The sequence below is a fragment of the Sphingosinicella sp. CPCC 101087 genome (assembly GCF_004151485.1).
Lineage (GTDB): Bacteria > Pseudomonadota > Alphaproteobacteria > Sphingomonadales > Sphingomonadaceae > Allosphingosinicella.
This window is the reverse complement of the sequence record NZ_SBFF01000009.1, coordinates 122,464-148,760: the sequence shown is the minus strand read 5'-3', so window position 1 is coordinate 148,760 and position 26,297 is coordinate 122,464. Positions and strand designations below refer to the sequence as shown.

Here is a 26,297-nt window from a genome sequence, read left to right as displayed (position 1 = left end):
TCTGCGATCGCATCGTCCGGCGACCGCCGCTTCGGCGGAGTCGGCGCGATGCTCTGTTTCGGGGAAGCGGCTTGGCGAATGTGACGGTGATCGGCGGCCAGTGGGGCGACGAGGGCAAGGGCAAGATCGTCGACTGGCTTTCCAGCCGCGCCGACGTCGTCGTCCGTTTCCAGGGCGGCCACAATGCCGGCCACACGCTGGTGATCGGCGACCAGACGTACAAGCTGTCCCTGCTCCCCTCCGGCATCGTCCGGGGCAAGCTGTCGGTGATCGGCAACGGCGTGGTGCTCGATCCGTGGGCGCTGCGCACGGAGGTGGGACGCCTCGGCGAGCAAGGCGTCGCCGTCACGCCCGACGTGCTGCGCATCGCCGACACCTGTCCGCTCATCCTGCCGATCCACCGCGATCTCGATGCGCTGCGCGAGGATGCCAGCGGCGCCGGCAAGATCGGCACGACGCGCCGCGGCATCGGTCCCGCTTATGAGGACAAGGTCGGCCGGCGCGCGATCCGCGTCTGCGATCTTGCCCATCTCGGGCAGTTGGGGCCGCAGCTCGATCGGCTGTGCGCGCATCACGATGCGCTGCGCGCCGGGTTCGGCGAGCCGCCGGTGGATCGAGCCCGGCTCGAAAGCGACCTTGGCGAGATTGCGGGCTTCGTTCTCCAATATGCGGCGCCGGTGTGGAAGACGCTGCACGAATCGCGGCTCAATGGCGATCGCATCCTGTTCGAGGGTGCGCAGGGCGTGCTGCTCGACGTCGACCACGGCACCTATCCGTTCGTGACCTCGTCCAACACGGTGGCGGGGACGGCTGCCGGCGGTACCGGACTCGGGCCCTCCGCGGCCGGTTTCGTCCTCGGAATCGTCAAGGCTTACACCACCCGCGTCGGCTCCGGGCCGTTCCCGACCGAGCTGGACGACGCGATCGGACAGCGGCTCGGCGAGCGCGGTCGCGAGTTCGGCACGGTCACCGGCCGCAAGCGCCGCTGCGGCTGGTTCGACGCGGTTCTCGTGCGCCAGTCGATGGCCGTATCCGGCGTGACCGGGATCGCGCTGACCAAGCTCGACGTGCTCGATGGGCTCGACGAGATCAGGATCTGCACCGGCTACCGGCTCGACGGAAACGTCCTCGATCACCTTCCCGCGCACGCCGCCGACCAGGCCGGAGTCGAGCCCATCTACGAGACGATCGAAGGGTGGGGAGAGTCGACGGCAGGCGCCCGCAGCTGGGCGCAGCTGCCGGCCCAGGCGATCAAGTACATCCGCCGGATCGAGGAACTGATCGCTTGTCCCGTCGCTTTGGTGTCCACCAGCCCGGAACGGGAAGACACGATCCTCGTGCGCGATCCGTTTGCGGATTGACGTTGCCATAGCGTAACAATCGAAATCTAGGATGGCACGAGAATCATGACGACACGGGAAGCCACAAGCCTGCTGCCGCGCGCCGCCGACACGGCCGTGATCGGCGAATATGGGCGCTCGCTGTCCGAATGGGCCGCGGTCGTCGCCTTCGGCGCCATCCAATGGCCCTGGCTGCTGCGGAGCCTCCATGGCGGCACGCTGGCGCAGAAGCACGCGCTTCTCGACCGGCTCGACCTCCCTTATGACGCCTTGCCCTATCTGGGCAGCTGGAAGGCGGATACCGGGCTGCTCAAACTGCTCGTCGACCACATATTGGAGCACAAGCCCGCCTTGGTGGTCGAGTTCGGCGCCGGCGCCTCCACCCTCGTGCTGGCACGGGCGATGCAGCAGGCCGGCGGCGGAACCCTGATCAGCTTCGACCAGCATCCGGATTTCGTCGATGCGACCCGCCAATGGCTGGCCGACTATGCGCTGGAAGCCGATCTCAGGCCGGCGCCGCTCAAGCCCTCCCCGGAAGGCTGGCCGGGCCTGTGGTACGATCATGGTCCGCTGCCCAACGGTATCGAACTGATGCTGATCGACGGGCCGCCATGGTCGGTGCACCCGCTGACGCGCGGCGCCGCCGTCTCGGAATTCGACCACATCGCTCCCGGCGGGACGGTGATGCTCGACGACGCGGCCCGGCCGGGCGAGCGGCTGGTCGCCAGGCGCTGGCGCAAGCTGCGGCCCGACTTCGACTTCGACATGGACAAGAGCGGCACCAAGGGAACCCTGATCGGCCGCCGCCGCCTCTAGCCTGCTAGACCGTCGGCCGCGTCTCGAACCCGCCCGGCGCCTCTTCGGCGCTTTCCGCCACGTCGATGCGATCGACCCGCGCCGAAGCCGGACCGCTGCGGCAGAGTCGGATCATCTGATCGACCGCTTGCGGATCTCCCTGGATCAGCATCTCGACTGTCCCGTCCCGCCGGTTGCGCACCCATCCCTTGAGCCCCAGGCCGGTCGCCTCGTCGCGGCTCCAGGCACGATAGAAGACGCCCTGGACGCGTCCATGGATCGTGAGATGCTTGCGCGTGACCGGCATCGCTCGGCCGCTCAGGCCAAAGCGATGTCGGGGGCGTCCTCCGCCTTCATGCCGATCACGTTGTAGCCCGCGTCGACATGATGGATTTCGCCGGTCACGCCCGAGGCGAGGTCCGAGAGCAGATAGAGGGCGCCGCCGCCGACATCCTCGATGGTGACGTTCCGGCGCATCGGCGAATTCAGTTCGTTCCACTTGAGGATATAGCGGAAGTCGCCGATGCCGCTCGCCGCGAGCGTCTTGATCGGTCCGGCCGAGATCGCATTGACCCTGATCCGCTCGGGCCCGAGGTCCATCGCCAGATATTTGACGCTGGTCTCGAGCGCCGCCTTGGCGACGCCCATCACGTTATAGTGGGGGACGACCTTCTCGGCGCCGTAATAAGAGAGGGTGAGCAGGCTGCCGCCGTCGGGCATCAGCGCACGTGCCCGCCGTGCCACCGCGACGAAGCTGTAGGCGGAGATGTTCATCGTCAGCAGAAAATTGTCGAGGCTGGTGTCGACGAACTTGCCCCTGAGCTCGTTCTTGTCCGAAAATCCGATCGCATGGACGACGAAATCGATCGTCTTCCAGCGCTCGGCCAGCGTCCCGAACGCGCGGTCGAGATTGGCCATGTCCCCGACGTCGCATTCGATCAGGAAATCGGCGCCGAGCTGCTCGGCAAGCGGGCGTACCCTCTTTTCCAGGGCATCACCCTGATAGGCGAAGGCGAGCTCGGCACCATGGGAAGCGAGCGCCTTGGATATCCCCCAGGCGAGGGAGCGATCGTTGGCCAATCCCATGATCAGCCCGCGCTTTCCCTGCATCAAGCCGCTCATTCTTCCTCCTGTTCCGCCTTTGCTTCGGCTCGCTGTTCGGCCTCCTCCGCCGCTTCCTCCGTGACGGCGGCGACGACGTCCTCTTGGCTGGGCGCCGGCGTCTCCGCAAGCGCGGCGTTCAGCTCGGCGCCGATGACCAGGCCGAGCCCGATCAGGAAGAAGAAGATGAGCGCGATGATGACGCCGGCGAGGCTGCCATAAGTGAGGTCATAGCCGCCCAGGCTGGACAGGGCGACCGGCAGGAGCGCCGTCGTGAGCACCCACCAGCCTGCGACGAAGGCGGCGCCGGGCCATTTCGGGCAATCCGTGCTGGTGCGGTAGCGCTTGGGCGTCAGCACGTAGAAGAGCACGTAGAGCGAACCGAAGAGGACGAGCGCCGGCGCCGCGCGCAGAAGGGTCAGCAGCCCGACCAGATCGTCCGCCCCGGGGATCAGCCCGACGAGGAATTGCTGGATGCTCGACAGGAAGACGGAAAGCGCGAAGGCCATCATCGCGACGATCACCGCGCCGACGATCATGCCGGCGGAGCCGAGCCGATATTCCCAGAAGGGGCGGCTGTAGGTGACGCCGTAAGCCCGCCGGATGATGTCCCGAATCGTCTCGATGAAACTTCCCGTGCTCCACAGGCCGATCAGCGCGCCGAGCCAGAGCAGGTTGCCCGAACGGGCCTCGATGACGTCGCGGATCGGCCGCCGCAGCACGTCCGCGACGTCGCTGGGCATGGTCGAGAGCAAGGCGTTGACCGCGTTCAGCCCCTCCTCGGTCTGGCCGAACAGGCGCGCCACCGCGGCAGCGACGATGACGAAGGGAAAGATGGACAGCAAGGCGAGGTAGGCGAGATTGCCCGCATGGATGAAGCCGTCGGAATAGACGCCGACCGCTACCCGCTTGAGGATCTCGAAAGCGCGCGAGCCCCGCCTGAAGTTCTGCCGGAACGTTCCAAAGCGGCCCTGGGCTTTTTCCTTGGCTACGCGCTTGCGGCGCGCTTCCGGTGACTCGGGCGATATGTCGCGCACGAAGGCCTATACGCCCAGGCCCTTGCGGGGGTTTCCCTGGCCCCTGCCGCTCCATCCTTCGAGGAAGCGGGTGAGCTCGGGGTCGTCGGGCACCTCGACCATCAGGGTCACGAGCTGGTCGCCGCGCTGCCCGTTGCGGCCGGTGAATCCCTTGCCCTTGAGGCGCAGCACCTTTCCCGAGCTCGACCCCTTAGGCACGCTCAGCATGACCGGCCCGTCGACCGTCGGCACCCGGACCTTTGCTCCCAGGGCCGCTTCGTCCAGCGACACCGGCAGGTCGAGGCGGATATTGTCGCCGTCGCGCCGGAAGAAGCGGTGCGGTCTGATCGCGATGGTGACGATCGCGTCGCCATTCCCCGCCGGCCCGGCCTGGCCTTGGCCCGCCAGGCGGATTCGGGTGCCGTCCTCGACGCCTGGGGGAAGCTTGATGTTGAGCGTTTTGCCGCTCGACAGCGTCACCCTTTGCTCCTTGAGCGACGCGGCGTCCTCGAAGGACACGTCGAGGCGATAGGCGACGTCGGCACCGCGCTGCGGCGGCGCGCTGCGGCGCCCGAATCCGCCGAAGCCGCGGCTGCGCTTGGAGGCGCCGCCGAACAGGCCTTCGAACAGGTCGGAAAGATCGGCGGCATCGGGGCCGAGGTCGAAGTCCATGCCGTTGGCGCCGCGCCGCGATCCGCCCGCGCCGGGCTGCGGGCCGCCGCCGCCGAACCCGAAGGGCGCCCGCGGATTGCCCTCCTCGTCTATCTCGCCGCGGTCATATTGCGCCCGCTTATCCTTGTCGGTGAGGATGTCGTAGGCGTTGGTCACCTTCGAGAAGCGCTCGGAGGCGGCGGGGTTGTCCTTGTTGCGGTCGGGGTGCAGCTCCTTGGCGAGCTTGCGGTACGCCTTCTTGATGTCCGCTTCGCTCGCGCCGCGCGCGACCCCGAGGGTCGAATAGAGGTCGGCCATGCCGGTTACTTCTCCACCCAGCCCGAAAAGTCCACTGTTGCGCCGTCGCAACAGGCGAAGAAATGGGGCAGGCGGTGGCGATCGGCAAGGGGAGGGGACCGCGGATCAGCCGCCTCGTCGCAGCACTTCGAGCGCCTGCGGGTAGCGCCGCGACAGCGGCACGCTGGTCCCGTCGTCGAGCGTCAGCCCGTAATCGCCGGAGCCTTCCGCCTCCATCTGTGCGACGCGGCGCGCGTTCACCAGCCACGACCGGTGGGTTCGGACGAAGCCCAGCGGCGCAAGCTGGGTCCCAAGGCTGCCCAGGGTCGTTCGCATCAGCGGCCGCCGGCCGTCGCCGAGCAGGAACTCGACATAGTTCCCGCATGATCGGGCGGCCAATAGCTCGTCGGGCGATACCCTGGATACCCTCTGGCCCTCGTCGATGAGGATGGTGTCCGACGTCGTCTCGGCATCGCGGCGGTCGGCCGGCTTCGGGCTGCCGACAAGCCGCACCGAGAGCCAGTAGGTCCCGGCATAAAGGGCGTAGCTGATGACGTCCTTGCGATATTCGTAGAGCCAGGCGTCGTTGAACTCGTAAATTTCCCCCGCCGCCGCATAGGCCGCGTGGCGCAGCGCCACCATCAGGCCGACATGGACGATCGAGAAGGGCACGGTCAGCGCCGCATGGGCGGCAAGGTCGCGGATTCGCCTGTCCCGCGAAATCGGGAACCGCCGGATCGCCGCCATGGGCATCCAGGCCAGCGCCAGGAGGACCACGCCGCTGGTCGCTTCCCAGACGACCGGTTTCCACCAGTCGATCGGCCGGTCCATCCAGTCGAACTGGTCGAGCGCGCTCATCACGTTGACCGAGCCGATCGCCATCGTGGCGACGGCGATGATCGCATAAGCCAGCGCCCAGGGCGGCAGCCGCCCCTTGCCGCTCGTCCCCGTGTCGGCGCCGCTCGTCACAGCCGATTTCCGATCGTCCCGCCGCCGCCGCCGATCGGCCCCGCCGCCTTGCCCGGCGCGAGGCGCGGCGGCCAGCCTCGCGCAACGAATGAGCGCAGGAGGAGCTTTTCATGACCGTCCAGCCCCCGGTGCCGGCCAGGCTTTTCTATCTCGACTGGCTGCGCGTCGCCGCCTTCGGATTGCTGATCCTCTATCATGTCGGCATGTTCTACGTGACGTGGGACTGGCACGTGAAGAGCGATCGTGCCGGGCCGGCGATAGAGCCGCTGATGATGCTCACCAATCCCTGGCGGCTCACCTTGCTCTTCTTCGTGTCGGGGGCGGCGACCCGGTTCATGGCGGACAGGATGGCCCCCGCCAGATTTGCGGGGCAGCGGACCGTCCGGTTGCTGGTCCCGCTCCTTTTCGCGATGTTCGTGATCGTGCCGCCGCAAAGCTATTATGAGGTGGTCGAGAAGTTGGCCTATTCCGGCTCCTACCTCGACTTCATGGCTCGCTATCTCGCCGCGGACGGGAGCTTCTGCCGGGAGAGCGACTGCCTGATCCTGCCGACGTGGAATCATTTGTGGTTCGTCGCTTACCTGCTCGCCTATTCCCTCGTGCTGGCGGCCGGGCTGGCGTTGCTCCCGAACGCCTCGCGCGGCGTCGGCGCGTGGCTGGGCCGGGCGCCGGCCTGGGCGCTGCTGGCCGGACCGATCGTCTATCTGGGGCTCGCGCGCCTCGTCCTGCTGCCGCGGTTCGAGGTCACCCACGCGCTGGTCGACGACTGGTACAATCACGCCGTCTCCTTCGCCGCCTTCCTGCTCGGCTTCCTCATCATGAAGGAGGCGCGCGTCACGGCCGCCTTCGTGCGGCTGCGCTGGCCCGCGCTCATCCTGTTCGGCTGCGCTTATGCCGGATTCATGGCTTATGCCGGGGCTTTCCCGTTCGAGGGCCCGCCGCCGCCGGACTGGCTTTGGGGGACGATGCGCTTCGTCTACGCGGTCGAGCAGTGGGGCGCGATCGTCGCGGCTCTGGGATTCGGCGCGCTCCACCTGAACCGCGACAGCCGCCTGCTGCGCACGCTCACCGTCGCCGTCTTTCCCTTCTACATCGCCCACCAGACGATCATCGTCGTCGCGGGGCATCACCTGAACGCGCTGCGCCTCCCGCTTCTTGCCGAGGCCGCCCTGCTGATCGGCGCGACGGCGCTGGGCTGCTGGCTGACCTTCGAGATCGCCCGCCGGGCCGACCTGCTCAGGCCGCTGCTCGGCCTCGGGCCAAGGCGACCGGCCGGGCCGCCTCTCGACCCGGCGCGCGCCGCCCGATAGAGCGGCGGCATGGCCGTCGACCCCCATGATCTGTTCGCCACATGGTTCGCCGAGGCGCGGCTTGCGGAGCCGGAGCTGACCGAGGCGGTGGCGCTCGCCACCGCCGACGCCTCCGCGATGCCGTCGGTGCGCATGGTGCTGATGAAGGGCCATGACGCTCGCGGCTTCGTCTTCTTCACCAACAGCCGGAGCCGCAAGGGCGGCGAACTCTCGGTCAATCCGAAGGCGGCCTTGCTGTTCTACTGGAAGTCGCTCGGACGCCAGGTCCGCGTCGAAGGGAAGGTGGAGCCGGTGAGCGATGCCGAAGCCGACGCCTATTTCGCGACAAGGGCACGGGAATCTCAGCTCGGCGCCTGGGCATCCGACCAGTCCCGGCCGATGGAGAATCGCGAGGCGTTCGAACGGCGCTACGAGGCGGAGGCGACACGCTACGAAGGCCGCCAGGTGCCGCGCCCGCCGCACTGGTGGGGCTATCGCGTCGTCCCGGAGCGGATCGAATTCTGGATCGACCGCGCCCACCGCCTTCACGAGCGGCGTCTCTTCACCAAGACTCCGGACGGCTGGTCGGAAGGCCTGCTCTATCCATGACCGACGCGCAGCAGGAGATGCGCGCCTCGCTCACAACCCGCGCTGCACTCGCCAGCGTCGTCACCGCTCTCTTCCTGCTCGCACTCAAGGCCTTTGCCGCCTGGACGACCGGTTCGGTGGCCATGCTCGGCTCGCTGGCGGATACCGCGCTCGACGTGGTCGCGTCGCTGATCACGTTGTTCGGCGTTCGGATCGCCGCCATGCCCGCCGATCGGGAGCATCGCTTCGGCCACGGCAAGGCGGAATCGATCGCCGCGCTCGTGCAGGTCGGGATCATCACCATTTCGGCGGTGGCGATAGGCTGGCGGGCGATCGAGCGGCTGGCCGAAGGCGCGACCACCACCCATGCCGAATATGGAATCGCCGTCTCGCTGGTCGCGATCGTCGCTACGCTCGCGCTGGTCGCCTATCAGAGTTCGATCGTCCGGCGGACGGGCTCGGTGGCGATCGGCACCGATCGGTTGCACTATCAGAGCGATCTCTTCCTCAACCTGGCGGTCGTCGCGGCGCTGGGGCTGGATCAATTTGCCGGGCTGACCGGCGCCGATCCTTTGTTCGGGATCGCGATCGCGGCCTGGCTGCTGTTCGGTGCCTGGCGAGCCTCGAGCCGCGCCCTCGACCAGCTGATGGACAAGGAATGGCCGGAGGAGCGTCGGCGGCGCTTCGTCGCCGTCGCTGCTCGCCACCCCGACGGGCGCGGAATTCACGATCTGCGTACGCGCACCAGCGGCGCTCACGAATTCGCACAGTTCCACATGTGGGTGGACCCGCAGATGACGGTCGCGCGGGCCCATGACGTGATGGACGAGATCGAGGAAGCGCTGGCGCGCGAGTTTCCGGGCGTCGAGATCCTCATACACCTCGACCCGGAGGGGCAGATCGACCAGCCGGGCAACCTCCTGGTGGAAAGCGACGAGACGAAAGGATTGGCCGAATGACGGAGTATCGAATCGTTCAGGTGGATGCCTTCGCTGACCGGCCCTTCACCGGCAATCCTGCCGCGGTGATGCCCCTCGACGCCTGGCTTCCGGACGAGACGCTGCAGGCCATCGCGATGGAGAACAATCTCAGCGAGACGGCCTTTACCGTTCCTATCCCCGGGGGCGAATCGGAGTCCGCCGGCGGCGATGCCGATTTCGAGCTGCGCTGGTTCACGCCGACCACCGAGGTGGTGTTGTGCGGCCACGCGACCCTGGCCAGCGGTCACGTTCTCATCCAAGGGGACCGGATTCGCTTCCGCACCCGCCGCGCCGGCATCCTTGAGGTTGCGCGGGCGCCGGGGGGAGAAGGCTACGCCATGTCGCTCCCTGCCTGGAAGCCGGAGCCCAAGCCGTTGGCGCGCATCGTCGAGGCGCTCGGCTGCTCGCCGGTGGAAACCCTGTGGCATCCCCATCGCTACGGTCTCGTCGTCGTCGCGACGCAGGAGGAGGTGCTTGCGCTTCGTCCGGACTTCCGCCGGCTTGCCGAGGAAGGGGACGTGCTGACGATCGTGACGGCGCCAGGCGCCGATGCCGACATGGTCAGCCGTGTCTTTGCGACCGGGGCCGGGATCGACGAGGATCCGGTCACCGGTTCGGCCCACGCGGTTCTGGTGCCCTATTGGGCCGAACGTCTCGGCCGCGACAGCCTGACGGCCTGGCAGGCGAGCCGGCGCGGCGGACGCCTCACGGGGCGGATCGACGGCGACCGGGTCGTGCTGGGCGGGCGCTGCGTCACGGTCATGGAAGGCGTCATGCGGCTCTAGCCGCGCCGCGACTTCGCTTCGGCGCGCTTGCGGAATCGCTCGTCGCATTTCGGCGTTCGCCTGGATTCCCCGTCCCGGCAAATGCGCAGAGACTCGGACCGAAGCGGAGTGACTGGGGAGGAGCGCCGCAGATGCTCAACATCATCCTGGTCGAAGACGAGCCCCTGTTCGCCAAGACGCTCAAGCATCTGATAGAGCTGAATCCCTGCCGGGTCGTCACCGACATCGCCGACGACTGTCCCGGAGCGCTGGCCGCGGTCGCCCGACGCCGCCCCGACCTCGCGCTCGTCGATCTCCAGCTCGCCCGCGGATCGAGCGGCTTCTCGGTCGCAGCGAAGTTCGGTGAGCTCGGAATCCCCTGCCTCTTCACCAGCGGCAAGGCACCGCCCTTCCCCCTCCCCGATCTGGCGCTGGGCTGCCTCATCAAGCCGTTTGGAGAGGAGGATCTGGTTCGCGCCCTCAAGATCGCCGAGGACATGGTGCGCGGGCACGAGCGGCTGCATCCGCGCCGGCCGTCCGGTCCGCCCGAAAGGCTGTGGCTCTATGCGTCGGACGAGGGGCGGGCGGGTGAGCGCCGGGAAGCGCCTCTGCCGGTTTGCGCCAAATCCCGCCGCGCTTGGCTGGAGCGATTCGGCTTCGGGCGGCTCGCCCTCCGCCGCCGCCCGGCAGGGTGACGGCCCCGAAGCTCAGCCCCGCGCGAGCGGGCTGAAGGTCAGATCGAATTCGGTGAGGCCGTCGCGGTAGAAGGATCCGGGCAAGCGAATCGGCGTGCAGCGCACCACCGCCGCGATCGCGGCTTCGGCCATTCGACCGGCGAAGGCCTGGTTGGCTGGCGTGACGCCGTACTGGAGGACGACCTGCGGAAGATCCGCAATCTGGCCGTCGGCATTCAGCCGGACGTGCAGCCGCGTGACGATCTGCCGTCCGTCCGATCCGACCCTCGGCGACCGGTAGCAGCGTTGCACCTGACGCGCCGCTTCGGCGAGGGCCGCCTCGGACATGGCGTCGGCCAAGACCGACGGATCGGGCTCGGTGGAGGCGCAGCCGGCCGCCAGCGTGAAAACGAGCAGCAGCGAGAAGGGGCGCATCCTGGGCTCCGGACTCCGCAACGTGGGCATGGGATGATAACGCATATGGCGCGGGACGGCGCGCCTTTGTCACATCCACCGGTGCGTACGGCGCGTGCGCCGCAAACTTCCTTCCGCTGGCCAACTGGGCTAGCGCCGGCCGTCCAACCCCGGAGAATGTTCATGCGTCGCTTCCTTCTTGCCGCTCTCGCATTGGTTGCCGCCTGCAACGCACCGGGCGCCGGGACCCAGGCCGAAGAATCCGGCGAACGCCAGGTCGCACCGGTCCTCACCGGTGCCGACGCGCGTGACGAGAGCAGCTTCGCCCGGCCGGAAGTGGCGCGGGTCACCCACGTCGCGCTCGACCTCGCCGCCGATTTCGAGGCACGCCGGATGGCGGGCACCGCAACACTCGACATCCAGGCTGCCGATGGCGCGCGCGAGATCGTGCTCGACAGCAAGGGGCTCGAGATCGAGGCCATTGCCGACGCTGAAGGACGGCCGCTGCAATGGGCGCTCGGCGAGGGGGATGAACGACGCGGACAGCCGCTCACCGTGCAGATCGGCGACGCGCGGCGGATCGCGATCCGCTATCGCTCGGCGCCCGAGGCGGATGCTCTGCAATGGCTGACGCCGGCGCAGACTGCGGGCAAGCGGCATCCCTATCTCTTCAGCCAGGGTCAGGCGATTCTCAACCGCACCTGGATCCCGACGCAGGACAGCCCCGGAATCCGCCAGACCTGGGAAGCGCGGATCACCGCGCCCGAGCCGCTCACGGTGGTGATGTCGGGCGAGCGGCTGACTGCGGAGGGCGAACCGGCCGGGGAAGGGCGGCGCGCCTACCGTTTCCGAATGCCGCACCCGGTCGCGCCCTATCTGATCGCGATCGCGGCCGGCGACCTCGCCTTCCGGGAGCTCGGGCCGCGAACCGGGGTGTGGACCGAGCCGGCGATGCTTGAAGCCGCGGCGCGCGAGCTCGCCGACACCGAGCGGATGATGGAGGCGGCGGAAGCGCTTTACGGACCCTATCGCTGGGGCCGCTACGATATGATCGTGCTGCCCCCCGCTTTTCCTTATGGCGGGATGGAGAATCCGACCCTCACCTTCCTGACGCCGACCCTGATCGCGGGCGACAAGTCGCTGGTCGGAACGGTCGCGCACGAATTGGCGCACAGCTGGTCGGGTAACCTCGTAACCAACGCCGTCTGGGCGGACGGCTGGCTCAACGAGGGATTCACCACCTATTTCGAGAACCGGATCATGGAGGCGATCTACGGCCGACCGCAGGCGGCCCAGGAAGCGGCGCTGAGCTGGGACGAGATGCAGCGTGCGCTGGAGGAGCTGGGTCCGGATTCGCCGGCCACCCGCCTCCACAATGATGAAGACACCGGCGGCGGGTCCACCGGCATCGTCTACGACAAGGGTGCGATCTTCCTTCGCACCTTAGAGCGGACGGTGGGCCGAGAGCGGTTCGACACCTATCTGCGCGGCTATTTCGATCGCCACGCCTTCCAGCCGATGACTTCCGCCCGCTTTCTCGCCGACCTGCGCGCCAATCTGGTGCGCGGCGACCGGGCGCTGGAGGAGAGGCTGCAGCTCGACCGCTGGGTGTTCGAGCCCGGTCTTCCCGACAATGCCGCGCGTCCCGATCCTTCGGCCTTCGCCGGAGTAGACCGGGCCGTCGAGGCGTTCGGCGCCGGCGGAGCGGCATCGGCCATTCCCTACGGCAGGTGGAACACCGCCGAGCGGATCCGATTCCTGAACCGCCTGCCGCGGGAGCTTCCCGCCGCAAGGCTTGCCGAGCTGGACGACGCCTTCGGGCTCTCGTCGAGCGGGAATGCCGAGGTCCTGTCCGCCTGGCTGCAGCTCGCGCTGGCCAACCGCTATGATCCGGCCGTGCCGGCGGCGGAGCGTTTCCTGCTCTCGATGGGCCGCGCTAAGTTCGTGCGGCCCTTGTTCGAGACACTGGCGGGAGAGGGCGAATGGGGGCGGCCGATCGCCGAGCGCCTCTACGAGCGCGCCCGTCCGGGCTACCATGCGGTGACCGCGTCGAGCGTCGACCGGGTCCTGGAACTGTAGGCCCGATCGTCCCTTGAAAGGGGCGGCGGACGGCCAGGCAGAGCGGCCTTCGTTTCCGCGGGTTTAACGATCCATCAAACCTCTGCCGGTAGGAGGGGACACCGCATCCCGACCGGTTTGGATCTCAATGCATTACCCCCCCGTTTCCCCGGAAGCCGACCCGACGCGAGAAGACCCGGCAGATGGGGGCGTGGACACGCTCGCTCTGGATCCCTCGAGCGAGCGGCTTCGGGAGGCCCACCTCCATAATCGGCAGGTCGAAGCGCGCGCGCTCTTCGCGCCCTTCTTTGGCGTCACGGCTGTCCTGGCCGCCTTGATCACCGCCTGGGCGATGATCGGTCCGGTCCGGCTCGAGCTGGTCGTGGGTTGGGTCTCTCTCGTCGCCTTCGCCAACTGGGCGGTATGCCGCCGGGCCATCGACGCGGCGGCGCTCGGCGCCAGCCGTACGGCTCGTGCCGGGTCGTCGGGCGCTGCCGTGGCCGAGGCGGTTCTTCTCGCTTTGCTGTGGAGCGCGCTTCCCACCTACGCCTTTGCCACCCAGCCGCCTATGGTTCAGGTCGTCATCGGTGGAGCGATGGCGGCCATGATCGCCGCCGCAGTCGCGCTCGCCGCAATTCCGGCGGCGGCGATCGCCTGGATCGCCACTCTCACAGCTTCGCTGTGCGTCGCCTACTATCTCGGCGCCGGCACGCTCGATCCGAGAGTCGGGCTCACCATTCTGCTCGTTGCCGGTGCGGGTGCCTTCAGCGTCACGTCGCTCACCCGCTGGACCTTCGGCCAGCTCAAGGCGATCGCCCGGATCACGACACACGCCGAGTCGATTCGCCTGCTGCTCAAGGAATATGAGCATCGCGGCGTCGGCTGGCTGTGGCAGGTCGATGCCGAGAATCGCGTCGTCTACATCTCGTCGCGCATGACCGCATTGCTCGGCCGCTCGACCACCCAGCTGATCGGCCATTCGCTCCCGGCGGCGCTCGGCGGCACCAGCGCGCTCGGCCGCACCTTGCTGGCGCGCCAGCCCTTCTCCAATCTCGAGATGGAGCTGAAGACCCGCCGCGGCACGCGCTGGATCAGCCTTGCGGGCGATCCGATCATCGACGTCACTGGCCAGTTCCAGGGCTTTCGCGGGGTCGGCCAGGACATTACCGAGGTGAGGAAGACGCAGGAGCGGCTCACCAATCTCGCTAATATGGACGTTCTCTCCGGTCTGCCCAATCGTGGCCGGGTCCGTCAGCTGCTCGGCGAGGCGCTGTCCGATTCGTCGGGCGGCGACACGCCTTGCGCGATCATGTTCCTCGACCTGGACGGGTTCAAGCCGGTCAACGACACGTTCGGCCACCCCAAGGGCGACGCGGTGCTGAAGAGCGTTTCGCAGCGGCTGGTCAGGGAAGTCGGGGCCTTCGGCCATGTCGGCCGGATGGGGGGCGACGAATTCGCGATCGTGATCAAGGACGCGCAGAGCCGCCGAATGGTGGAGACGCTCGCCGAGCGCGTCATCGCCGCAATTGCCGAGCCCTACCATATCGACAAGGCCGAGATCCGCATCGGCGTGTCGATCGGCTGCGCCTTCGGGCCGATGGACGGACAGAGCGTCGACGATCTCATCCAGAAGGCCGATCTCGCGCTCTATCAGGCAAAGGCCAAGGGCCGCGGCACCTGCTGCTTCTTCAATGCCGACATGCAGAACGAGGCGGAGGACCGGCTGAAGCTCGAGCAGGATCTCAAGGCCGGGATTCGGACCGGACAGTTCCGCTTGCTCTATCAGCCACTGATCAGCGCCGCCGACCAGAGCCTGATGGGCTTCGAGGCGTTGATCCGCTGGCATCATCCCACCCGCGGCATCGTCCCGCCCAACCAGTTCATCACGCTGGCCGAGGAATCGGGCCTGATCCTCGAACTTGGCGAATGGGTCGTCGACGAGGCGTGCCGCGCGGCTTCCTGCTGGCCCGAGAACATCACCGTCGCGGTCAACATCTCGGCCAAGCAGCTCATCTTCCCCGCGCTTCCAAACACGGTGAACGAGTCGATCCGTCGGCACCGGCTGCAGCCCAACCGGCTCGAGCTTGAGGTCACCGAATCGGTGTTCATGGGCGATTCGGCCAACGCGCTCGACGTGCTGAAGCGATTGCGCGCGCTCGGCGTCGGGATCGCTCTGGATGATTTCGGAACCGGCTATTCCTCGCTCGGCTACCTGAACAAGGCGGTATTCCACAAGCTGAAGATCGACGGCAGCTTCGTGCGCGAGGCGACCGACAATCGTGAGACCGTCGCGATCATCCAGTCGATCGTGCAGCTGGCGAAGAGCTTCCGCATGACGGTGACCGCCGAAGGCGTCGAGACGGCCGACGAGTTCACCCGGATGCGCGACCTCGGCTGCCACCAGATCCAGGGCTATCTGTTCGGGCGCCCGATGGAATTCGACCGCGCCAGCGAACTGGTGCACGGCATCCAGCAGCGGCTCATCGCGTGACCGGCGGGCGGCCGATCACGCCGCCGCCGGTCAGATGCGCCCCAGCCTCCGACGCGATCGGGCCGGTCGGCAGCAAAGGTCTCGCGAGCTAAGCCCCCGCCGGTCTTGCCGCGGGGCAGGCCGGTCAACGCTGCCCGGCCGCCATCTGCCGGTCTTCGGAACGCGGCGGGTCGAACCCGGCCAGCTCGGCGCTGCCGTCGCGTCCGGCCGCACACTCGACCTGGTAGCGCCGATCGGCGTTGACGATGAACGTGATTCGGGTGCGGCGGGAGTTGCCGGTGATGGAAGCCACCCGATAGTCCCGGATCTCGCCTTCGGCGAAACGCCCGGTCAGTTCGGCCCGGCAGGCGGCGAGGGCGCGCTCGGCCGGATCGGCGGACGCGGCAGGCGCCGCGGACGGCAGGAGGAATGCCGAGGCGATCAGGGCCGAGACGGCGGCTCCGAACGGTGTCGAACGCGGGAGACTGGTCATCTGAACCTCCATCTGCTATTTATGTACCATACGGTATAGTACATAAATGGGCATGTCGAGGGTTATTTAACGGATGGTACAAAAAAGCCCGGCGCGGGGGCGGCCGCGTGGCTTCGATCCCGACAGGGTCATGGAGGGCGTCCGCGACGTCTTCTGGAAGCATGGCTATGCCGGCACCACGGTGGACCAGCTCGCCGCGGCCACGGGGCTGCACAAGCCGAGCCTCTACGGCGCGTTCGGGGACAAGAGGAGCCTCTATCTCGAGGCGCTGGACCGCTACATCGCGGAGGCCCGGATCCTGTTCGGCGCCGCCTTGCTGAAGCCGAAGCTCGCCGACAGTCTGGACGCGCTCGCGCTGCGGGCGATCGAGCTCTTCTCCAGAGGCGGAAGGGGCTGCTTCATGATGACGACGGCCGTTCCCGAAGCCGGCGGGGACGAGGAGATCACCGCCAAGGTGCGCTCGGCGATGGAGGAACTCGATTCGGCGCTGGCGAGCCGGTTCAGGCAGGCGATCGCCACGGGCGAGCTGTCGCAGGCCGCCGACGCTTCGGCGCTCGCCATGATCGTCGCGGCCAATCATTACGATCTCTCCGCCCGCGCCCGCGCGGGCTATTCGGCGGACGAGCTCCGCACGCTCGCGGACCGGACACTCGACGTCGTGTGGCAGCTCGGCGGGCGCCAAGCCTCTTAGGGGTCGGGCCGGCGATTGCGCCGCTCGTCATGCCATTGGCGCAGCATCTGCTGGGTGCATCCGGTCTGGCCGAAGCTTCCGACCACCGAGCAGCTGTTCGGCCGGCTGTCCCGCTGCGCATCCTCGAGCTCGGCCGCCTGATTGGACCAGGACCGTTCGGAAAGCTCCTCGCCGCGCCGCAGCGGCTCGGGAATGCGGTAGCGCTCCTCGTCCGGCTGGCGGGCGCACACGACGATCTCCTCCGGATCCTCGGCGACCGGACAGGGATCGTCGCCATAGACGATGATGCTGACTTCGCGCTCCGGCGGTTGGCCGGCGGCCGGAACGGAAAGGCATGCGGCGGCGCCGGCCAGGGCGGCGGCAAGGCCCCGCAGCGGCTTGATCATGTTGCATTCCCTTCCCGGCCGGCCTTCGAGCGGCTTTGGCCCGGCCTTCCTGAACGGCGCCTTGCGCGCCGGGATCCTATCATCGCCGCGCCGTCGCCTTCTTCGTCCTCAGGGTCGGGTCGGCCGACGTGGGATCGTCCGGCCATGGATGCTTCGGATAGCGGCCGCGCATCTCCCGGGCGACCGCCGACCAGCTGCCGCGCCAGAAGCCGGGCAGGTCGCGTGTCGTCTGGACCGGGCGCCCCGCCGGGGACGTAAGCGCGAGAACGAGCGGTACCCGCCCGCCGGCGATGGTTGGATGCCGGTCGAGCCCGAACAGCGCCTGAACCCTCACCGTCACGGTCGGACCGGCTTCGGCCGCATAGTCGATCGGATGCCGGCTGCCGGCCGGGCTCTCGAACCAGGCCGGGGCGAGCCGATCGACGGCCTTGCGGCCGTCCCAGCCGAGCCGACCCTCCAGTGCGCCGGTCAGCGCCTGCGGGTCCACGTCGCGAAGGGCGCGCGCGCCGGCGAGCAAGGGCGGCAGCCAATCGTCCAGGCCGTCCGCCAGAGCTTCGTCGGACAAGTCGGCGACGGCGGGATCGAACCTTCGCGCATAAGCGGTCCGTTCGCGCAGCCCCGTCGCCGCTTCGCTCCAGGGGAGAAGGCCCAGACCATGCTCCCGCACCCCGGCGAGGAGGGCAGATTCGATCGCCGCCGGCTCCGCCCGGCTGTCGCGGCCGCCGGAAAGCTGGATCGCGCCGAGCCTTCGCCCGTGGGAGGCACGGGCGGCGCCGGTGGCCGGGTCGAACGTCACCTCGGCGGCAGCGCGGATCCGCCCGGCGAACAGGGACTCCACATCCGAGAGCGCGATCGGGGCGGCGGCCAGGATCCGGGCGCCCGAGGCCGATCCGCTCACCTCGGCGACCGCCAGCCATTCCTCGCGGGCGAGGGACGAAGCCGGGTCCAGGCGAAAACCGCGGCCACCGACGCTGATCCAGTCGGCGCCGCCTGCCCCGGCGGCAGCCTGCACGCCGCGCCGCTTCGATACGCGGTCCGGAAAGGCGAGCGCGAGGCAGGCGCCGAGCGGACCTCTGCCGCCGCGGGCGGAGGGAAACAGGCCGAGCCAACGCCTGGCCAGCCCGCGTGCCGCCTGGGCGCGGGCACCGCGATCCGCGTGCCAGCGGCGCAGCCGCACCTCCAGGTCCGGGTCGTTGCCACCGAGGCCCCGCTCGGAAACGAGCACCGCCGCCTCGGCCGCCGTATCGCCCCAACCGCGCGCATCGGCCTCGATCAGCATGTGGGCGAGCCGAGGCGGCAGCGGCAGCGCCGCGACCAGCCGTCCATGGGGGGTAGGACGACCGTCCTCGCCGATCGCGCCGAGCGCCCGCAGCCGCTTGCCTGCCTCCTCGACCGCGGCGGCGGGCGGAGGATCGAGCCAGCGGAGCTGTCGCGGATCGGCGACGCCCCAGATCGCGCAGTCGAGCAGGAGCGGCGACAGATCGGCCTCGATGATCTCGGGCGGATCGAAGCGCGGCAGGCTCTGGGTGGCCGCTTCCTCCCACAAGCGATAGACGCGGCCTGGCGCCTGCCGGCCGGCCCGACCCGCCCGCTGAACTACCGCCGCCTGGCTTGCGCGTTCCGTGACCAGTCGGGTGAGGCCGGCGGCCCGATCGTAGCGCGGCCGCCGCGCAAGCCCCGAATCGACGACGATGCGAACCCCGTCGAGGGTCAGGCTGGTCTCGGCGATCGAGGTGGCGAGGACGAGCTTTCGCCGTCCAGGCGTCGACGCGGCGACCGCCGCGCGCTGCGCGGCGGGGTCGAGGCTGCCATGGAGGCGGTGCAGATCGATTCCGCGGGGCAGCGGTTCGAGCCGCTCGGCGACGCGCTCGATCTCGGCCACGCCCGGAAGGAAGGCGAGCAGGTTCCCTTCCGCTTCGCCGATGGCCCGACGGCAGGCGGCGGCGACCTCCTCCTCGATCCTTCTCTCTGCCGAGCGGCCGAGATGGACGATGTCCACGTCGTAGCTGCGCCCGCGGCTCTCGATCACCGGTGCATCGCCCAGCAGCGCGGAGAAACGGGCCCCGTCGAGCGTCGCTGACATGGCGAGGAGCCTCAGATCGGGCCGAAGCGCCGCCTGCGCATCGAGCGCCAGCGCCAGCGCGAAATCGCTGTCGAGGCTGCGCTCGTGCACTTCGTCGAAGAGCACCGCCGAAACGCCCGCCAGCTCAGGGTCGGCCTGGATGCGCTTGAGGAAGATGCCTTCGGTGAGGACGAGGATCCGGGTCGCGGCCGACCGCCGGGTGTCGAGGCGGGTGGCATAGCCGATCCTCCCGCCGACCTTCTCTCCGGCCGTTTCGGCCATCCGCTCGGCCGCAGCGCGGGCCGCCAGGCGGCGCGGCGAAAGCAGCAATATCTCTCCGCCGCACCAGGGCTCGCCCAGCAGAGCGGGGGCGACGGCGGTGGTCTTGCCGGCTCCGGGCGGGGCGACAAGGACGGCGTTGGAACGGCCGCGTAGCGTGTCGAGCAGGTCCGGTAGGACGCTGTCGATCGGGAGGGTGGGGTCCGCACTCACAGCCGCCTCCAGCCATGAGTCCGGATTCTAATAAGCCCTCGCAATGGCGAACTCGACCGCTTCGATCAGAGCCGACTTGGCGCTCCCTGCCGGAAAGGGGCCGAGCGCGTCGATCGCGCGCTGGCCGTAATGGCGCGCCCGCTCGAGCGTGTCGTCGAGGGCCCCGGAGCGGCGCAGCAGGCCGGTGGCGTAATCGAGATCGGAATCCTCGGCCCGCGCCCCCGCCATCGCTTGGCGCCAGAAGTCGCGTTCGTCATCATTGCCCCGCGCATAAGCGAGGATGACCGGCAAGGTGACCTTGCCGTCGCGGAAATCGTCGCCGACTCCCTTTCCCATCGTCGCGGCATCCGACGCATAGTCGATCGCATCGTCGATAAGCTGGAAGGCGATGCCGAGATTTCGGCCGTAGGTGTCCAGATGAATCTCGACCGACTCCTCGCGCTCGGCGACGACCGCCGCGATCCGGCACGCAGCGGCGAACAAGGCGGCCGTCTTGGCGCTGATGATGTCGAGATAGCGGTCCTCGCTGGTCTCGACCCGCCGCTGCGCCGTGAGCTGGTTGACCTCTCCCTCCGCGATGACGCTGGACGCGCGCGACAGGATGCGCAGAACCTTCAGGCTGCCGTCCTCGACCATCAGCTCGAAGGCGCGGGCGAACAGGAAGTCGCCGACCAAGACGCTGGCCGGATTGCCCCAGATGATGTTGGCGGTGCGCCGCCCGCGCCGCAGCCCCGATCCGTCAACCACATCGTCATGGAGCAAGGTGGCGGTGTGGATGAACTCGACCGCCGCGGCGAGCTTGTGGTGGCGCATGCCGGGATAGTCGAGCAGCCGGGCGCAGGCCAGGGTCAGCATCGGCCGCATGCGTTTGCCGCCGCCGGCAATGAGATGGCCGGCAAGCTCCGGAATCAGGGCGACCTCGCTCTGCATCCGGTCCAGGATGACCGCATTGACATGATTGAGATCGGCGGCGACCAACTGGATCATCGGGTCCAGGCTGGCGGCGGGGGCGGGCCCGATCGTGTGGAGCGACGCGGTCATGCGCGGGCGATGTGCGCGCGACCGCGTTCAAAGGCAAGGGGCCGCAGGATCGAAAGACGGGCGGCGCCGTTGTGGAGGTGCAACGAACGGATATGGTCATGGACGTGTCGGTCGAAATCCACTGCGGCACCTGCGGCAGCGCCAATTACAGCCTTCCGTCGGACGCTTCCGACGATGGGCTTCTGCTTTGCAACGATTGCTCGACCCGGCTGGGCAGCGTCGCCGAGCTCAAGGCCGAGATGATGGACCAGGCCCTGTCCCGCTCCGCCGAAGCGCTCCGCCGGGAGATCGACTCCTCGGTTTAGACAATTGCCCGCCTCCCGGTGACGGGAAACCGGATTCCGCGTGACGGCTCCAGCGAGAATGGTGGAGGGGCGGCTTGACCGGCCGCCGGACGGCGGCTTCAATGGCGGCTTTTCCGGGGGACCCCCTTATGCGCCTTCTCGCCTTCCTTGCCTTGCCGCTCGTCCTTGCCGTTCCCGCCGCGGCACAGACGGACGCCGACGTCACCGCCGGGGACCGCCTGGCGCACGAGCAGATGCTGGTGCTGGATACCCATCTCGACATTCCGGCACGCTGGGACGACGGCGAATGGGATTTCGGCGCCCTGCACCGTTACGAGTGGGATCTGAGCCAGGTCGACCTTCCACGGATGGAGCAAGGCGGCCTCGATGGCGGCTTCATGGTCATATACACGCCGCAGGGCGACCTGACGCCTGAAGGGTATCGCGAAGCCCGCGACGCGGCCCTGGCACGGGCGGTGGCGATCCACCGGGTCATCGCGGAGAATGACGACCGGATGGGACTGGCCCTGACCGCCGACGATGCCGAGCGGCTGCACCGGGAGGGACGGCGCATCGCCTTCATCAGCATGGAGAATGGCTGGCCGCTGGGCGAGGATCTCAGCCTCCTCTCCACCTTCCGCAGGCTCGGGCTCCGGATGGCCGGACCGGTGCACAGCCGCACAAACCAGCTCGCCGACAGCACGACCGGCGAGGCGCGCTGGAACGGTCTGTCCCCGCTCGGCGAGCAATGGGTCGCGGAAATGAACCGGCTCGGACTGGTGATCGATGGCAGCCATTCGTCCGACGCCGCGCTGGACGACATGCTGGAGCTCAGCCGGGTCCCGATCGTCCTCTCCCATTCCGGGCCCAAGGCGATCTTCGATCACCCCCGCAATCTCGACGATGGACGAATGCGGCGGCTGGCCGAGGCGGGCGGAGTGATGTTCATCAACAGCATCTTCCTTTCGCCCTACGACACCTCGCCCGAGCGCGATGCGATCAACGACCGGCACGGGAATTGGGCGGAGCTGGACGCCGACGAACGGCGCCGGCTGCTGCGCGACCGGGCGGCCCTCGATGCCCAGCGACCCTATACGAGCGCCGACTTCGACCTGTTCATGCGGAGCCTGCTGCATGCCGTCGCCGTGATGGGAGTCGATCATGTCGGCCTCGGCGCCGACTGGGACGGCGGCGGCGGCGTGATCGGAATGGAGGATGTCAGCCGGCTGCCGCGCATCACCGCCAGGCTTCGCCGCGAAGGTCTCAGCGATGCCGATATCGCCAAGATCATGGGCGGCAACCTCCTGCGGGTGCTCCGCCAGGTCCAGGGCGCGGCCGAGCGTCCGGCTTCCTGAAGGCCGACTTTCTTCGGCACGGCGAGCGCCCCTCGCCGCACGAGGCGCGCCGGCGAGATGAAGCTGGCCGCCAGTAACCGCGGCGGGGGCTTTCGCCGGTTTCACAAGCTGCTACCTTGCCGCTCGGGGTGGGGGGCGTTTGATGGAGACGGCGTCGATGCAGTCTGACCGGCCGCCCGCCGCGAATGCCGAGTCCGTTTGCTGGCCACTGCCGGAGACCGGTTCGGCCGCCGAGGCGCAGGACTGGGCGGCCACGCCGCTCGGACCGCGGGAGACATGGCCCGACGCACTGAAGACGGCCGCCGGCATCGCGCTCGGCTCCAATATTCCGATGCTGGTGGCCTGGGGCCCGGACCTGCTGATGGTCCACAATGACAGCTATGGCGAGATCCTTGGCGACCGCCGCCCCGCCCAAGGCCGGCCGATGCGCGAAATCTGGTCGGACATATGGGACGAAGTGGCCGGGCCGAACTGTGAAAGGGTGCTTGCCGGCGGGACGGTCTACATGGAGGCGGCGCCGCGGCCTCTTCGCCGCGGCGGGCGTGAGGAGACCGCCTGGCTGACGGCCTGCTACAATCCGATCCGCGACGGCCGGGGCCGGATATTGGGCATGTTCGGTGTGGTGACAGCGGTCGGCAGCGACGCCCGCACCGAGGAAAGGCTGCGCGAGAGCGAGGAAAGGTTCCGGCTCATTGCCGATTCCGCCCCCGCCTTGATGTGGGTGACCAAGCTCGACCGCCGCCGCAGCTTCGTCAATCGCGCTTATGTCGACTTCCTCGGCATCAGCTACGAGGAAGCGGTGGACTTCGATTGGCGGACCGTCCTCCATCCCGACGACCATGACCGGATCGTTGCCGAGTCGATCGCCGGCGAGGCGAGCCGGCAGCCGTTCGCGCTGGAGGCGCGCTATCGCCGGCATGACGGCGAATGGCGCTGGGTGCGGTCCATCTCCCAACCGCGCTGGGGGGCAGGGGGCGAACATATCGGCTTTATCGGCGTCGCCCACGACATCACCGATTCCAAGGTGGCGGAAGCGGCGTTGCGCAATATCGCCGAGACGCTGGAGCGCCGCGTCGAGGAGCGCACCGCCGACCTCACCGCCGCGCTCGACCGGCTGCGCGACGAAGTCGCCGAGCGCGAGCGTGCCGAAGAGGCGCTGCGCCAGGCGCAGAAGATGGAGGCCGTGGGCCGGCTGACCGGCGGCATCGCCCACGATTTCAACAACCTGCTCACCCCGGTGATCGGCGGCCTCGAGGTGCTTGCCCGGAGCATAGAGGACGTACGGCTGAAACGGATCGCCGAAGCCGCGCTCGATTCCGGGCGCCGCGGGGCGAAGTTGACCACCCAGCTGCTCGCTTTCTCGCGCCTCCAGCGGATCCGCATCGCTCCCGTCGCGATCAATCTGGTGATCGACAATCTGCGCCAGATGCTCATCCACACGATCGGGGCCGACGTCTCCATCGAAACGGACCTGTGCCGGGACTCCGTCCATGCGCTATGCGACGAGAATCAGCTCGAAAATGCCATCCTCAATCTGGCCATCAACGCGCGCGACGCGATGCCCGACGGGGGCCGGCTGACCATCGCCACTGCGGTGGTACGCGAGTCGGGCGATCCCGAGCTCGAAGCCGGCGACTATGTCTGCATCACGGTCGCCGACAACGGCACCGGCATGCCGCCCGAGGTCGCCGCCCGCGCCACCGAACCCTTCTTCTCCACCAAGCCGCTCGGCAAGGGCACCGGCCTCGGCCTCGCTCAGGTGTACGGCATCGCCCGCCAGGCCGGCGGGACGCTGCGCATCGACAGCCGGGAAGGCGAGGGGACGACCGTGCGCGTGCTGCTTCCCCACGTCGTGCCGGAAGCGCCCGGCGCCGCCGCGGTTGCGGCCGGCAAGGCGCGCATCGCCGCCGCCGGTCCGGCGGCGCGGATCATGGTGGTCGACGACGATGCCGACGTCCGCGCCTTCCTCGCCGAGCTGCTCGGAGAGGCCGGTCACCGGGTCGAAACCTTCGATCGACCGGAAGATGCGCTCGCCGCCGTCGACCAATCGCCGCCGGACCTCGCGCTGATCGATTTCGCGATGCCCAACATGAATGGCGCCGAGCTCGCCTGCGCGATCCGGCGCAGTCGTCCGCACCTGCCGATCATCTTCGTCACCGGCTATGCGGAAAGCGAGCAGCTGGAAGGAGCGCTCGGCGCCGACGTCCCGATCCTGCGAAAGCCGTTCGGTGTCGAGGACCTCGCCGAGCTGGTCGCAAAGGCGCTGACCCGGGGAACGCCGGCAGCCGCCTGATGGCGGCTCTTGAACCGCGGGCGTCCTTTCCTAGATCGCGTCCGGACCGGAAATGCGGTGACGGTTTCCGGCCGTTTGCGCGGGGCCCGTGCCCGCTCCGCCGATCCAGCTGGGCCGATCTCGACCGAAGAGGCGGACCAGGGCGGGTCCCGTTCGATGTTGCTCTGACCAAGGAGGACATGAACATGAGAGGGCTCGATTTCTCCCCCTACCGCCGCTCCACCGTCGGCTTCGACAGGCTGTTCGACTATCTCGAAAATTCCAGCCGCGCGGAGCAGGACAATTACCCGCCCTTCGACATCGAGAAGCTGAGCGACGATTCCTACCGGATCACCCTCGCCGTCGCCGGTTTCAAGCGCGACGATCTCGACATCACGGCGCAGCAGAACATGCTGGTGATCTCCGGCCGCCGTTCCGAGAGCCGCAATCGCGACGGCAACTTCCTGCACGTCGGCATCGCCACCCGCGCGTTCGAGCGGCGTTTCGAGCTGGCCGATTTCGTGCGGGTGACCGGCGCCGAGCTTCGCGACGGTCTGCTGTCGATCGATCTGGTCCGCGAGATCCCGGAGGCGATGAAGCCGCGGAAGATCGATATCGGCAGCGGCGAGGCCGAAGCGCTCCGGTCCGAACCGGCCGCCGCCGAAAGCGATGGGGCGCGGGTCGAGCAGGGCCAGACGGCCTGATCGGGCCCCTTGGCGGCCCGCGCCTGCGGGCGCTTGGCGCATGACGGACGGGTGAACCGGTCGTTCAGGGCTGGTTTAAGCGGCTTCGTGCAAGGTCGGAAAGTCGTTGAAATGATGCTTTCGGCTGTGTAACGGGCCCGCTCTCGCGCGCCGCTGCGCGCTGCGGGCACCCAAATTTTGGATCCTTGAGGCCAGTCATGAACTATTGGAAGAAGCTGCAAAATCCGTTCATGCTGGTCGGCCAGGGCTTCGTGCTCGGCGGCATCCTGTTCTTCATGACTCATGCCGACTCGCTGCAGGCCTCGGCTGGATCGCCCGATCGGGCCGATTCGCTCCTTCCATCGGCCGAGATCGTCCGCTGACCGCTTGAACGGCTTGCCTCCGCCTGTATAGGCGAGGGCATGGTTCGCTTTTCGTTCTGCGGCCGCGAGCTGGCGGCGCTGCCTCAGGGCGCCTTGTTCTGGCCGGCGCGCCGCGCCCTTCTCGTCGCCGATCTCCACCTCGAGAAAGCGAGCTGGTTTGCCCGTCTGGGACAGATGCTCCCGCCCTATGATTCTCAGGCGACCCTGTCGGACCTGACGGAGCTCGCGGCGGCGACGGGCGCCGAGGAGATCTGGTGCCTTGGCGACAGTTTCCATGACGCGCAGGGCTGCGATCGCCTGCCGGTGCGGGCGCGCGCGATGCTGACCGCGCTCACCGGCACCCTTCGCTGGACCTGGATCGTCGGCAATCACGATCCGGGATTTGCCGACGATTGCGGCGGCGAGATCGTCGCGGAGGCGGAGCTGGACGGGCTCGTGCTGCGCCACGAGGCGGATCCTGCCGACCCGCGGCCGGAGCTTTCCGGCCATTTTCATCCGAAGCTGAGGGTGAGCCATCGCGGTCGTCTGGTTTCGCGACGCTGCTTCATCGCCACCCGGACCAAGCTCATCCTGCCGGCCTTCGGCGCATTGACCGGCGGGCTCGACGCCGAACATCCCGAAATCGCCCGCGCCGTCGGTGGCCGCGCCGAAGCGCTCGTCCCCGTCGCCGACCGCCTGCTTCGCTTTCCGATCCGCTCGGCCGAGCTGCATTCCGCATAAGCGGCGCCCGAGCCGCCCCGATCATCGTC

26 protein-coding genes are annotated in these 26,297 nt (G+C 68.5%); 16 read left to right on the top strand and 10 right to left on the bottom strand.

Going from position 1 to position 26,297, the window contains the following annotated elements; genetic code table 11:
- The first annotated feature begins 71 nt into the window (after positions 1-71).
- Together EKM57_RS15165 and EKM57_RS15160 are read left to right on the top strand one after the other, a co-directional pair.
- Positions 72-1,361: an adenylosuccinate synthase gene (locus EKM57_RS15165; protein WP_129793362.1), complete on the top strand. Its 1,290-nt coding sequence runs from the start codon at positions 72-74 to the stop codon at positions 1,359-1,361.
- Between the two features lie 45 nt (positions 1,362-1,406).
- A complete protein-coding gene (locus tag EKM57_RS15160; protein ID WP_129793361.1) occupies positions 1,407-2,156 on the top strand; it encodes a class I SAM-dependent methyltransferase in 750 nt (249 codons plus the stop codon).
- A gap of 4 nt (positions 2,157-2,160) precedes the next feature.
- Here the strand turns inward: EKM57_RS15160 and EKM57_RS15155 are convergent, their stop codons facing one another.
- The 5 genes from EKM57_RS15155 to EKM57_RS15135 all read right to left on the bottom strand — a co-directional run bounded on the left by EKM57_RS15155 (position 2,161) and on the right by EKM57_RS15135 (position 6,169).
- A complete protein-coding gene (locus tag EKM57_RS15155; RefSeq protein WP_129793360.1) occupies positions 2,161-2,442 on the bottom strand; it encodes an acylphosphatase in 282 nt (93 codons plus the stop codon).
- Positions 2,443-2,453: 11 nt separating this feature from the next.
- Positions 2,454-3,257 carry an enoyl-ACP reductase FabI gene (gene fabI, locus EKM57_RS15150; protein WP_129793359.1) on the bottom strand — a complete coding sequence of 268 codons (804 nt, stop codon included), beginning with the start codon at positions 3,255-3,257 and terminating at the stop codon, positions 2,454-2,456.
- On the bottom strand, positions 3,254-4,273 hold the full coding sequence (locus EKM57_RS15145; RefSeq protein ID WP_129793358.1) for a YihY/virulence factor BrkB family protein: 1,020 nt from the start codon (positions 4,271-4,273) through the stop codon (positions 3,254-3,256). The genes fabI and EKM57_RS15145 overlap by 4 nt, the downstream gene beginning before the upstream one ends.
- 6 nt (positions 4,274-4,279) lie before the next feature.
- Positions 4,280-5,221, bottom strand: a complete 942-nt coding sequence (locus tag EKM57_RS15140; RefSeq protein ID WP_129793357.1) for a DnaJ C-terminal domain-containing protein — start codon at positions 5,219-5,221, stop codon at positions 4,280-4,282.
- Positions 5,222-5,326: 105 nt separating this feature from the next.
- Positions 5,327-6,169, bottom strand: coding sequence for a LytTR family DNA-binding domain-containing protein (locus tag EKM57_RS15135; protein ID WP_129793356.1), 843 nt, complete (start codon positions 6,167-6,169; stop codon positions 5,327-5,329).
- Between the two features lie 110 nt (positions 6,170-6,279).
- Here EKM57_RS15135 and EKM57_RS15130 point away from each other — a divergent pair, with 110 nt between their 5' ends.
- The 5 genes from EKM57_RS15130 (at position 6,280) to EKM57_RS15110 (ending at position 10,485) form a co-directional block, all read left to right on the top strand.
- Positions 6,280-7,479, top strand: coding sequence for an acyltransferase family protein (locus EKM57_RS15130; RefSeq protein WP_129793355.1), 1,200 nt, complete (start codon positions 6,280-6,282; stop codon positions 7,477-7,479).
- A gap of 9 nt (positions 7,480-7,488) precedes the next feature.
- Positions 7,489-8,067 (top strand): pyridoxamine 5'-phosphate oxidase, encoded by a 579-nt coding sequence (gene pdxH / locus EKM57_RS15125; RefSeq protein WP_129793354.1) that lies wholly within the window; start codon positions 7,489-7,491, stop codon positions 8,065-8,067.
- Complete coding sequence (locus EKM57_RS15120) at positions 8,064-9,005, top strand: cation diffusion facilitator family transporter (protein WP_243451067.1); 942 nt, start codon at positions 8,064-8,066, stop codon at positions 9,003-9,005. The genes pdxH and EKM57_RS15120 overlap by 4 nt, the downstream gene beginning before the upstream one ends.
- Positions 9,002-9,811 (top strand): PhzF family phenazine biosynthesis protein, encoded by an 810-nt coding sequence (locus EKM57_RS15115; RefSeq protein WP_129793353.1) that lies wholly within the window; start codon positions 9,002-9,004, stop codon positions 9,809-9,811. The genes EKM57_RS15120 and EKM57_RS15115 overlap by 4 nt, the downstream gene beginning before the upstream one ends.
- Positions 9,812-9,942: 131 nt before the next feature.
- Positions 9,943-10,485: a response regulator gene (locus EKM57_RS15110; protein ID WP_129793352.1), complete on the top strand. Its 543-nt coding sequence runs from the start codon at positions 9,943-9,945 to the stop codon at positions 10,483-10,485.
- A 12-nt stretch (positions 10,486-10,497) separates the two neighbouring features.
- Here EKM57_RS15110 and EKM57_RS15105 read toward each other — a convergent pair whose 3' ends face one another.
- Positions 10,498-10,899 carry a hypothetical protein gene (locus EKM57_RS15105; protein ID WP_129793351.1) on the bottom strand — a complete coding sequence of 134 codons (402 nt, stop codon included), beginning with the start codon at positions 10,897-10,899 and terminating at the stop codon, positions 10,498-10,500.
- Between the two features lie 162 nt (positions 10,900-11,061).
- On the opposite strand from EKM57_RS15105, the gene EKM57_RS15100 reads away from it, so the two are divergent.
- Together EKM57_RS15100 and EKM57_RS15095 are read left to right on the top strand one after the other, a co-directional pair.
- On the top strand, positions 11,062-12,957 hold the full coding sequence (locus EKM57_RS15100; protein ID WP_206185457.1) for a M1 family metallopeptidase: 1,896 nt from the start codon (positions 11,062-11,064) through the stop codon (positions 12,955-12,957).
- Positions 12,958-13,084: 127 nt separating this feature from the next.
- Entirely contained in the window at positions 13,085-15,427 is a 2,343-nt protein-coding gene (locus EKM57_RS15095) for a bifunctional diguanylate cyclase/phosphodiesterase (RefSeq protein ID WP_129793349.1), read from the top strand.
- A gap of 124 nt (positions 15,428-15,551) precedes the next feature.
- On the opposite strand, the gene EKM57_RS15090 is transcribed toward EKM57_RS15095, so the two are convergent.
- A complete protein-coding gene (locus EKM57_RS15090) occupies positions 15,552-15,899 on the bottom strand; it encodes a hypothetical protein (RefSeq protein ID WP_129793348.1) in 348 nt (115 codons plus the stop codon).
- Positions 15,900-16,029: 130 nt separating this feature from the next.
- Between EKM57_RS15090 and EKM57_RS15085 the strand changes: the two genes are divergently transcribed.
- Positions 16,030-16,590: a TetR/AcrR family transcriptional regulator gene (locus tag EKM57_RS15085; protein ID WP_206185456.1), complete on the top strand. Its 561-nt coding sequence runs from the start codon at positions 16,030-16,032 to the stop codon at positions 16,588-16,590.
- On the opposite strand, the gene EKM57_RS15080 is transcribed toward EKM57_RS15085, so the two are convergent.
- From EKM57_RS15080 to EKM57_RS15070, 3 genes are all read right to left on the bottom strand, one after another.
- Positions 16,587-16,976 (bottom strand): hypothetical protein, encoded by a 390-nt coding sequence (locus EKM57_RS15080; RefSeq protein ID WP_206185455.1) that lies wholly within the window; start codon positions 16,974-16,976, stop codon positions 16,587-16,589. The two genes, EKM57_RS15085 and EKM57_RS15080, sit on opposite strands and share 4 nt — an antisense overlap.
- Before the next feature lie 79 nt (positions 16,977-17,055).
- Complete coding sequence (gene hrpB, locus EKM57_RS15075) at positions 17,056-19,530, bottom strand: ATP-dependent helicase HrpB (RefSeq protein WP_129793346.1); 2,475 nt, start codon at positions 19,528-19,530, stop codon at positions 17,056-17,058.
- Positions 19,531-19,557: 27 nt separating this feature from the next.
- Positions 19,558-20,571, bottom strand: a complete 1,014-nt coding sequence (locus EKM57_RS15070) for a polyprenyl synthetase family protein (protein ID WP_129793345.1) — start codon at positions 20,569-20,571, stop codon at positions 19,558-19,560.
- A gap of 77 nt (positions 20,572-20,648) precedes the next feature.
- Here EKM57_RS15070 and EKM57_RS15065 point away from each other — a divergent pair, with 77 nt between their 5' ends.
- The 6 genes from EKM57_RS15065 to pdeM all read left to right on the top strand — a co-directional run bounded on the left by EKM57_RS15065 (position 20,649) and on the right by pdeM (position 26,268).
- Entirely contained in the window at positions 20,649-20,876 is a 228-nt protein-coding gene (locus tag EKM57_RS15065; RefSeq protein ID WP_206185454.1) for a hypothetical protein, read from the top strand.
- A gap of 128 nt (positions 20,877-21,004) precedes the next feature.
- On the top strand, positions 21,005-22,210 hold the full coding sequence (locus tag EKM57_RS15060) for a dipeptidase (RefSeq protein ID WP_129793343.1): 1,206 nt from the start codon (positions 21,005-21,007) through the stop codon (positions 22,208-22,210).
- 157 nt (positions 22,211-22,367) lie between these two features.
- Positions 22,368-24,503, top strand: coding sequence for a PAS domain-containing sensor histidine kinase (locus EKM57_RS15055; RefSeq protein WP_165357478.1), 2,136 nt, complete (start codon positions 22,368-22,370; stop codon positions 24,501-24,503).
- Between the two features lie 179 nt (positions 24,504-24,682).
- Positions 24,683-25,186, top strand: a complete 504-nt coding sequence (locus EKM57_RS15050; RefSeq protein WP_305849912.1) for an Hsp20 family protein — start codon at positions 24,683-24,685, stop codon at positions 25,184-25,186.
- Positions 25,187-25,383: 197 nt separating this feature from the next.
- Complete coding sequence (locus EKM57_RS21945; RefSeq protein ID WP_165357477.1) at positions 25,384-25,548, top strand: hypothetical protein; 165 nt, start codon at positions 25,384-25,386, stop codon at positions 25,546-25,548.
- A gap of 39 nt (positions 25,549-25,587) precedes the next feature.
- Positions 25,588-26,268 carry a ligase-associated DNA damage response endonuclease PdeM gene (gene pdeM / locus EKM57_RS15045; RefSeq protein WP_129793341.1) on the top strand — a complete coding sequence of 227 codons (681 nt, stop codon included), beginning with the start codon at positions 25,588-25,590 and terminating at the stop codon, positions 26,266-26,268.
- Positions 26,269-26,297 lie beyond the last annotated feature (29 nt).

Bases quoted from the DNA above. Each gene is read 5' to 3' on its own strand.
- EKM57_RS15140 (WP_129793357.1), bottom strand. From the start codon at position 5,221: ATGGCCGACCTCTATTCGACCCTCGGGGTCGCGCGCGGCGCGAGCGAA.
- EKM57_RS15130 (WP_129793355.1), top strand. From the start codon at position 6,280: ATGACCGTCCAGCCCCCGGTGCCGGCCAGGCTTTTCTATCTCGACTGG.
- EKM57_RS15090 (WP_129793348.1), bottom strand. From the start codon at position 15,899: ATGACCAGTCTCCCGCGTTCGACACCGTTCGGAGCCGCCGTCTCGGCC.
- EKM57_RS15155 (WP_129793360.1), bottom strand. From the start codon at position 2,442: ATGCCGGTCACGCGCAAGCATCTCACGATCCATGGACGCGTCCAGGGC.
- EKM57_RS15120 (WP_243451067.1), top strand. From the start codon at position 8,064: ATGACCGACGCGCAGCAGGAGATGCGCGCCTCGCTCACAACCCGCGCT.
- EKM57_RS21945 (WP_165357477.1), top strand. From the start codon at position 25,384: ATGAACTATTGGAAGAAGCTGCAAAATCCGTTCATGCTGGTCGGCCAG.
- EKM57_RS15095 (WP_129793349.1), top strand. From the start codon at position 13,085: ATGCATTACCCCCCCGTTTCCCCGGAAGCCGACCCGACGCGAGAAGAC.
- pdxH (WP_129793354.1), top strand. From the start codon at position 7,489: ATGGCCGTCGACCCCCATGATCTGTTCGCCACATGGTTCGCCGAGGCG.
- EKM57_RS15080 (WP_206185455.1), bottom strand. From the start codon at position 16,976: ATGATCAAGCCGCTGCGGGGCCTTGCCGCCGCCCTGGCCGGCGCCGCC.
- EKM57_RS15160 (WP_129793361.1), top strand. From the start codon at position 1,407: ATGACGACACGGGAAGCCACAAGCCTGCTGCCGCGCGCCGCCGACACG.
- EKM57_RS15105 (WP_129793351.1), bottom strand. From the start codon at position 10,899: ATGCGCCCCTTCTCGCTGCTGCTCGTTTTCACGCTGGCGGCCGGCTGC.
- pdeM (WP_129793341.1), top strand. From the start codon at position 25,588: ATGGTTCGCTTTTCGTTCTGCGGCCGCGAGCTGGCGGCGCTGCCTCAG.
- EKM57_RS15115 (WP_129793353.1), top strand. From the start codon at position 9,002: ATGACGGAGTATCGAATCGTTCAGGTGGATGCCTTCGCTGACCGGCCC.
- EKM57_RS15100 (WP_206185457.1), top strand. From the start codon at position 11,062: ATGCGTCGCTTCCTTCTTGCCGCTCTCGCATTGGTTGCCGCCTGCAAC.
- EKM57_RS15085 (WP_206185456.1), top strand. From the start codon at position 16,030: ATGGAGGGCGTCCGCGACGTCTTCTGGAAGCATGGCTATGCCGGCACC.
- EKM57_RS15050 (WP_305849912.1), top strand. From the start codon at position 24,683: ATGAACATGAGAGGGCTCGATTTCTCCCCCTACCGCCGCTCCACCGTC.
- EKM57_RS15055 (WP_165357478.1), top strand. From the start codon at position 22,368: ATGCAGTCTGACCGGCCGCCCGCCGCGAATGCCGAGTCCGTTTGCTGG.
- EKM57_RS15070 (WP_129793345.1), bottom strand. From the start codon at position 20,571: ATGACCGCGTCGCTCCACACGATCGGGCCCGCCCCCGCCGCCAGCCTG.
- EKM57_RS15060 (WP_129793343.1), top strand. From the start codon at position 21,005: ATGCGCCTTCTCGCCTTCCTTGCCTTGCCGCTCGTCCTTGCCGTTCCC.
- fabI (WP_129793359.1), bottom strand. From the start codon at position 3,257: ATGAGCGGCTTGATGCAGGGAAAGCGCGGGCTGATCATGGGATTGGCC.
- EKM57_RS15110 (WP_129793352.1), top strand. From the start codon at position 9,943: ATGCTCAACATCATCCTGGTCGAAGACGAGCCCCTGTTCGCCAAGACG.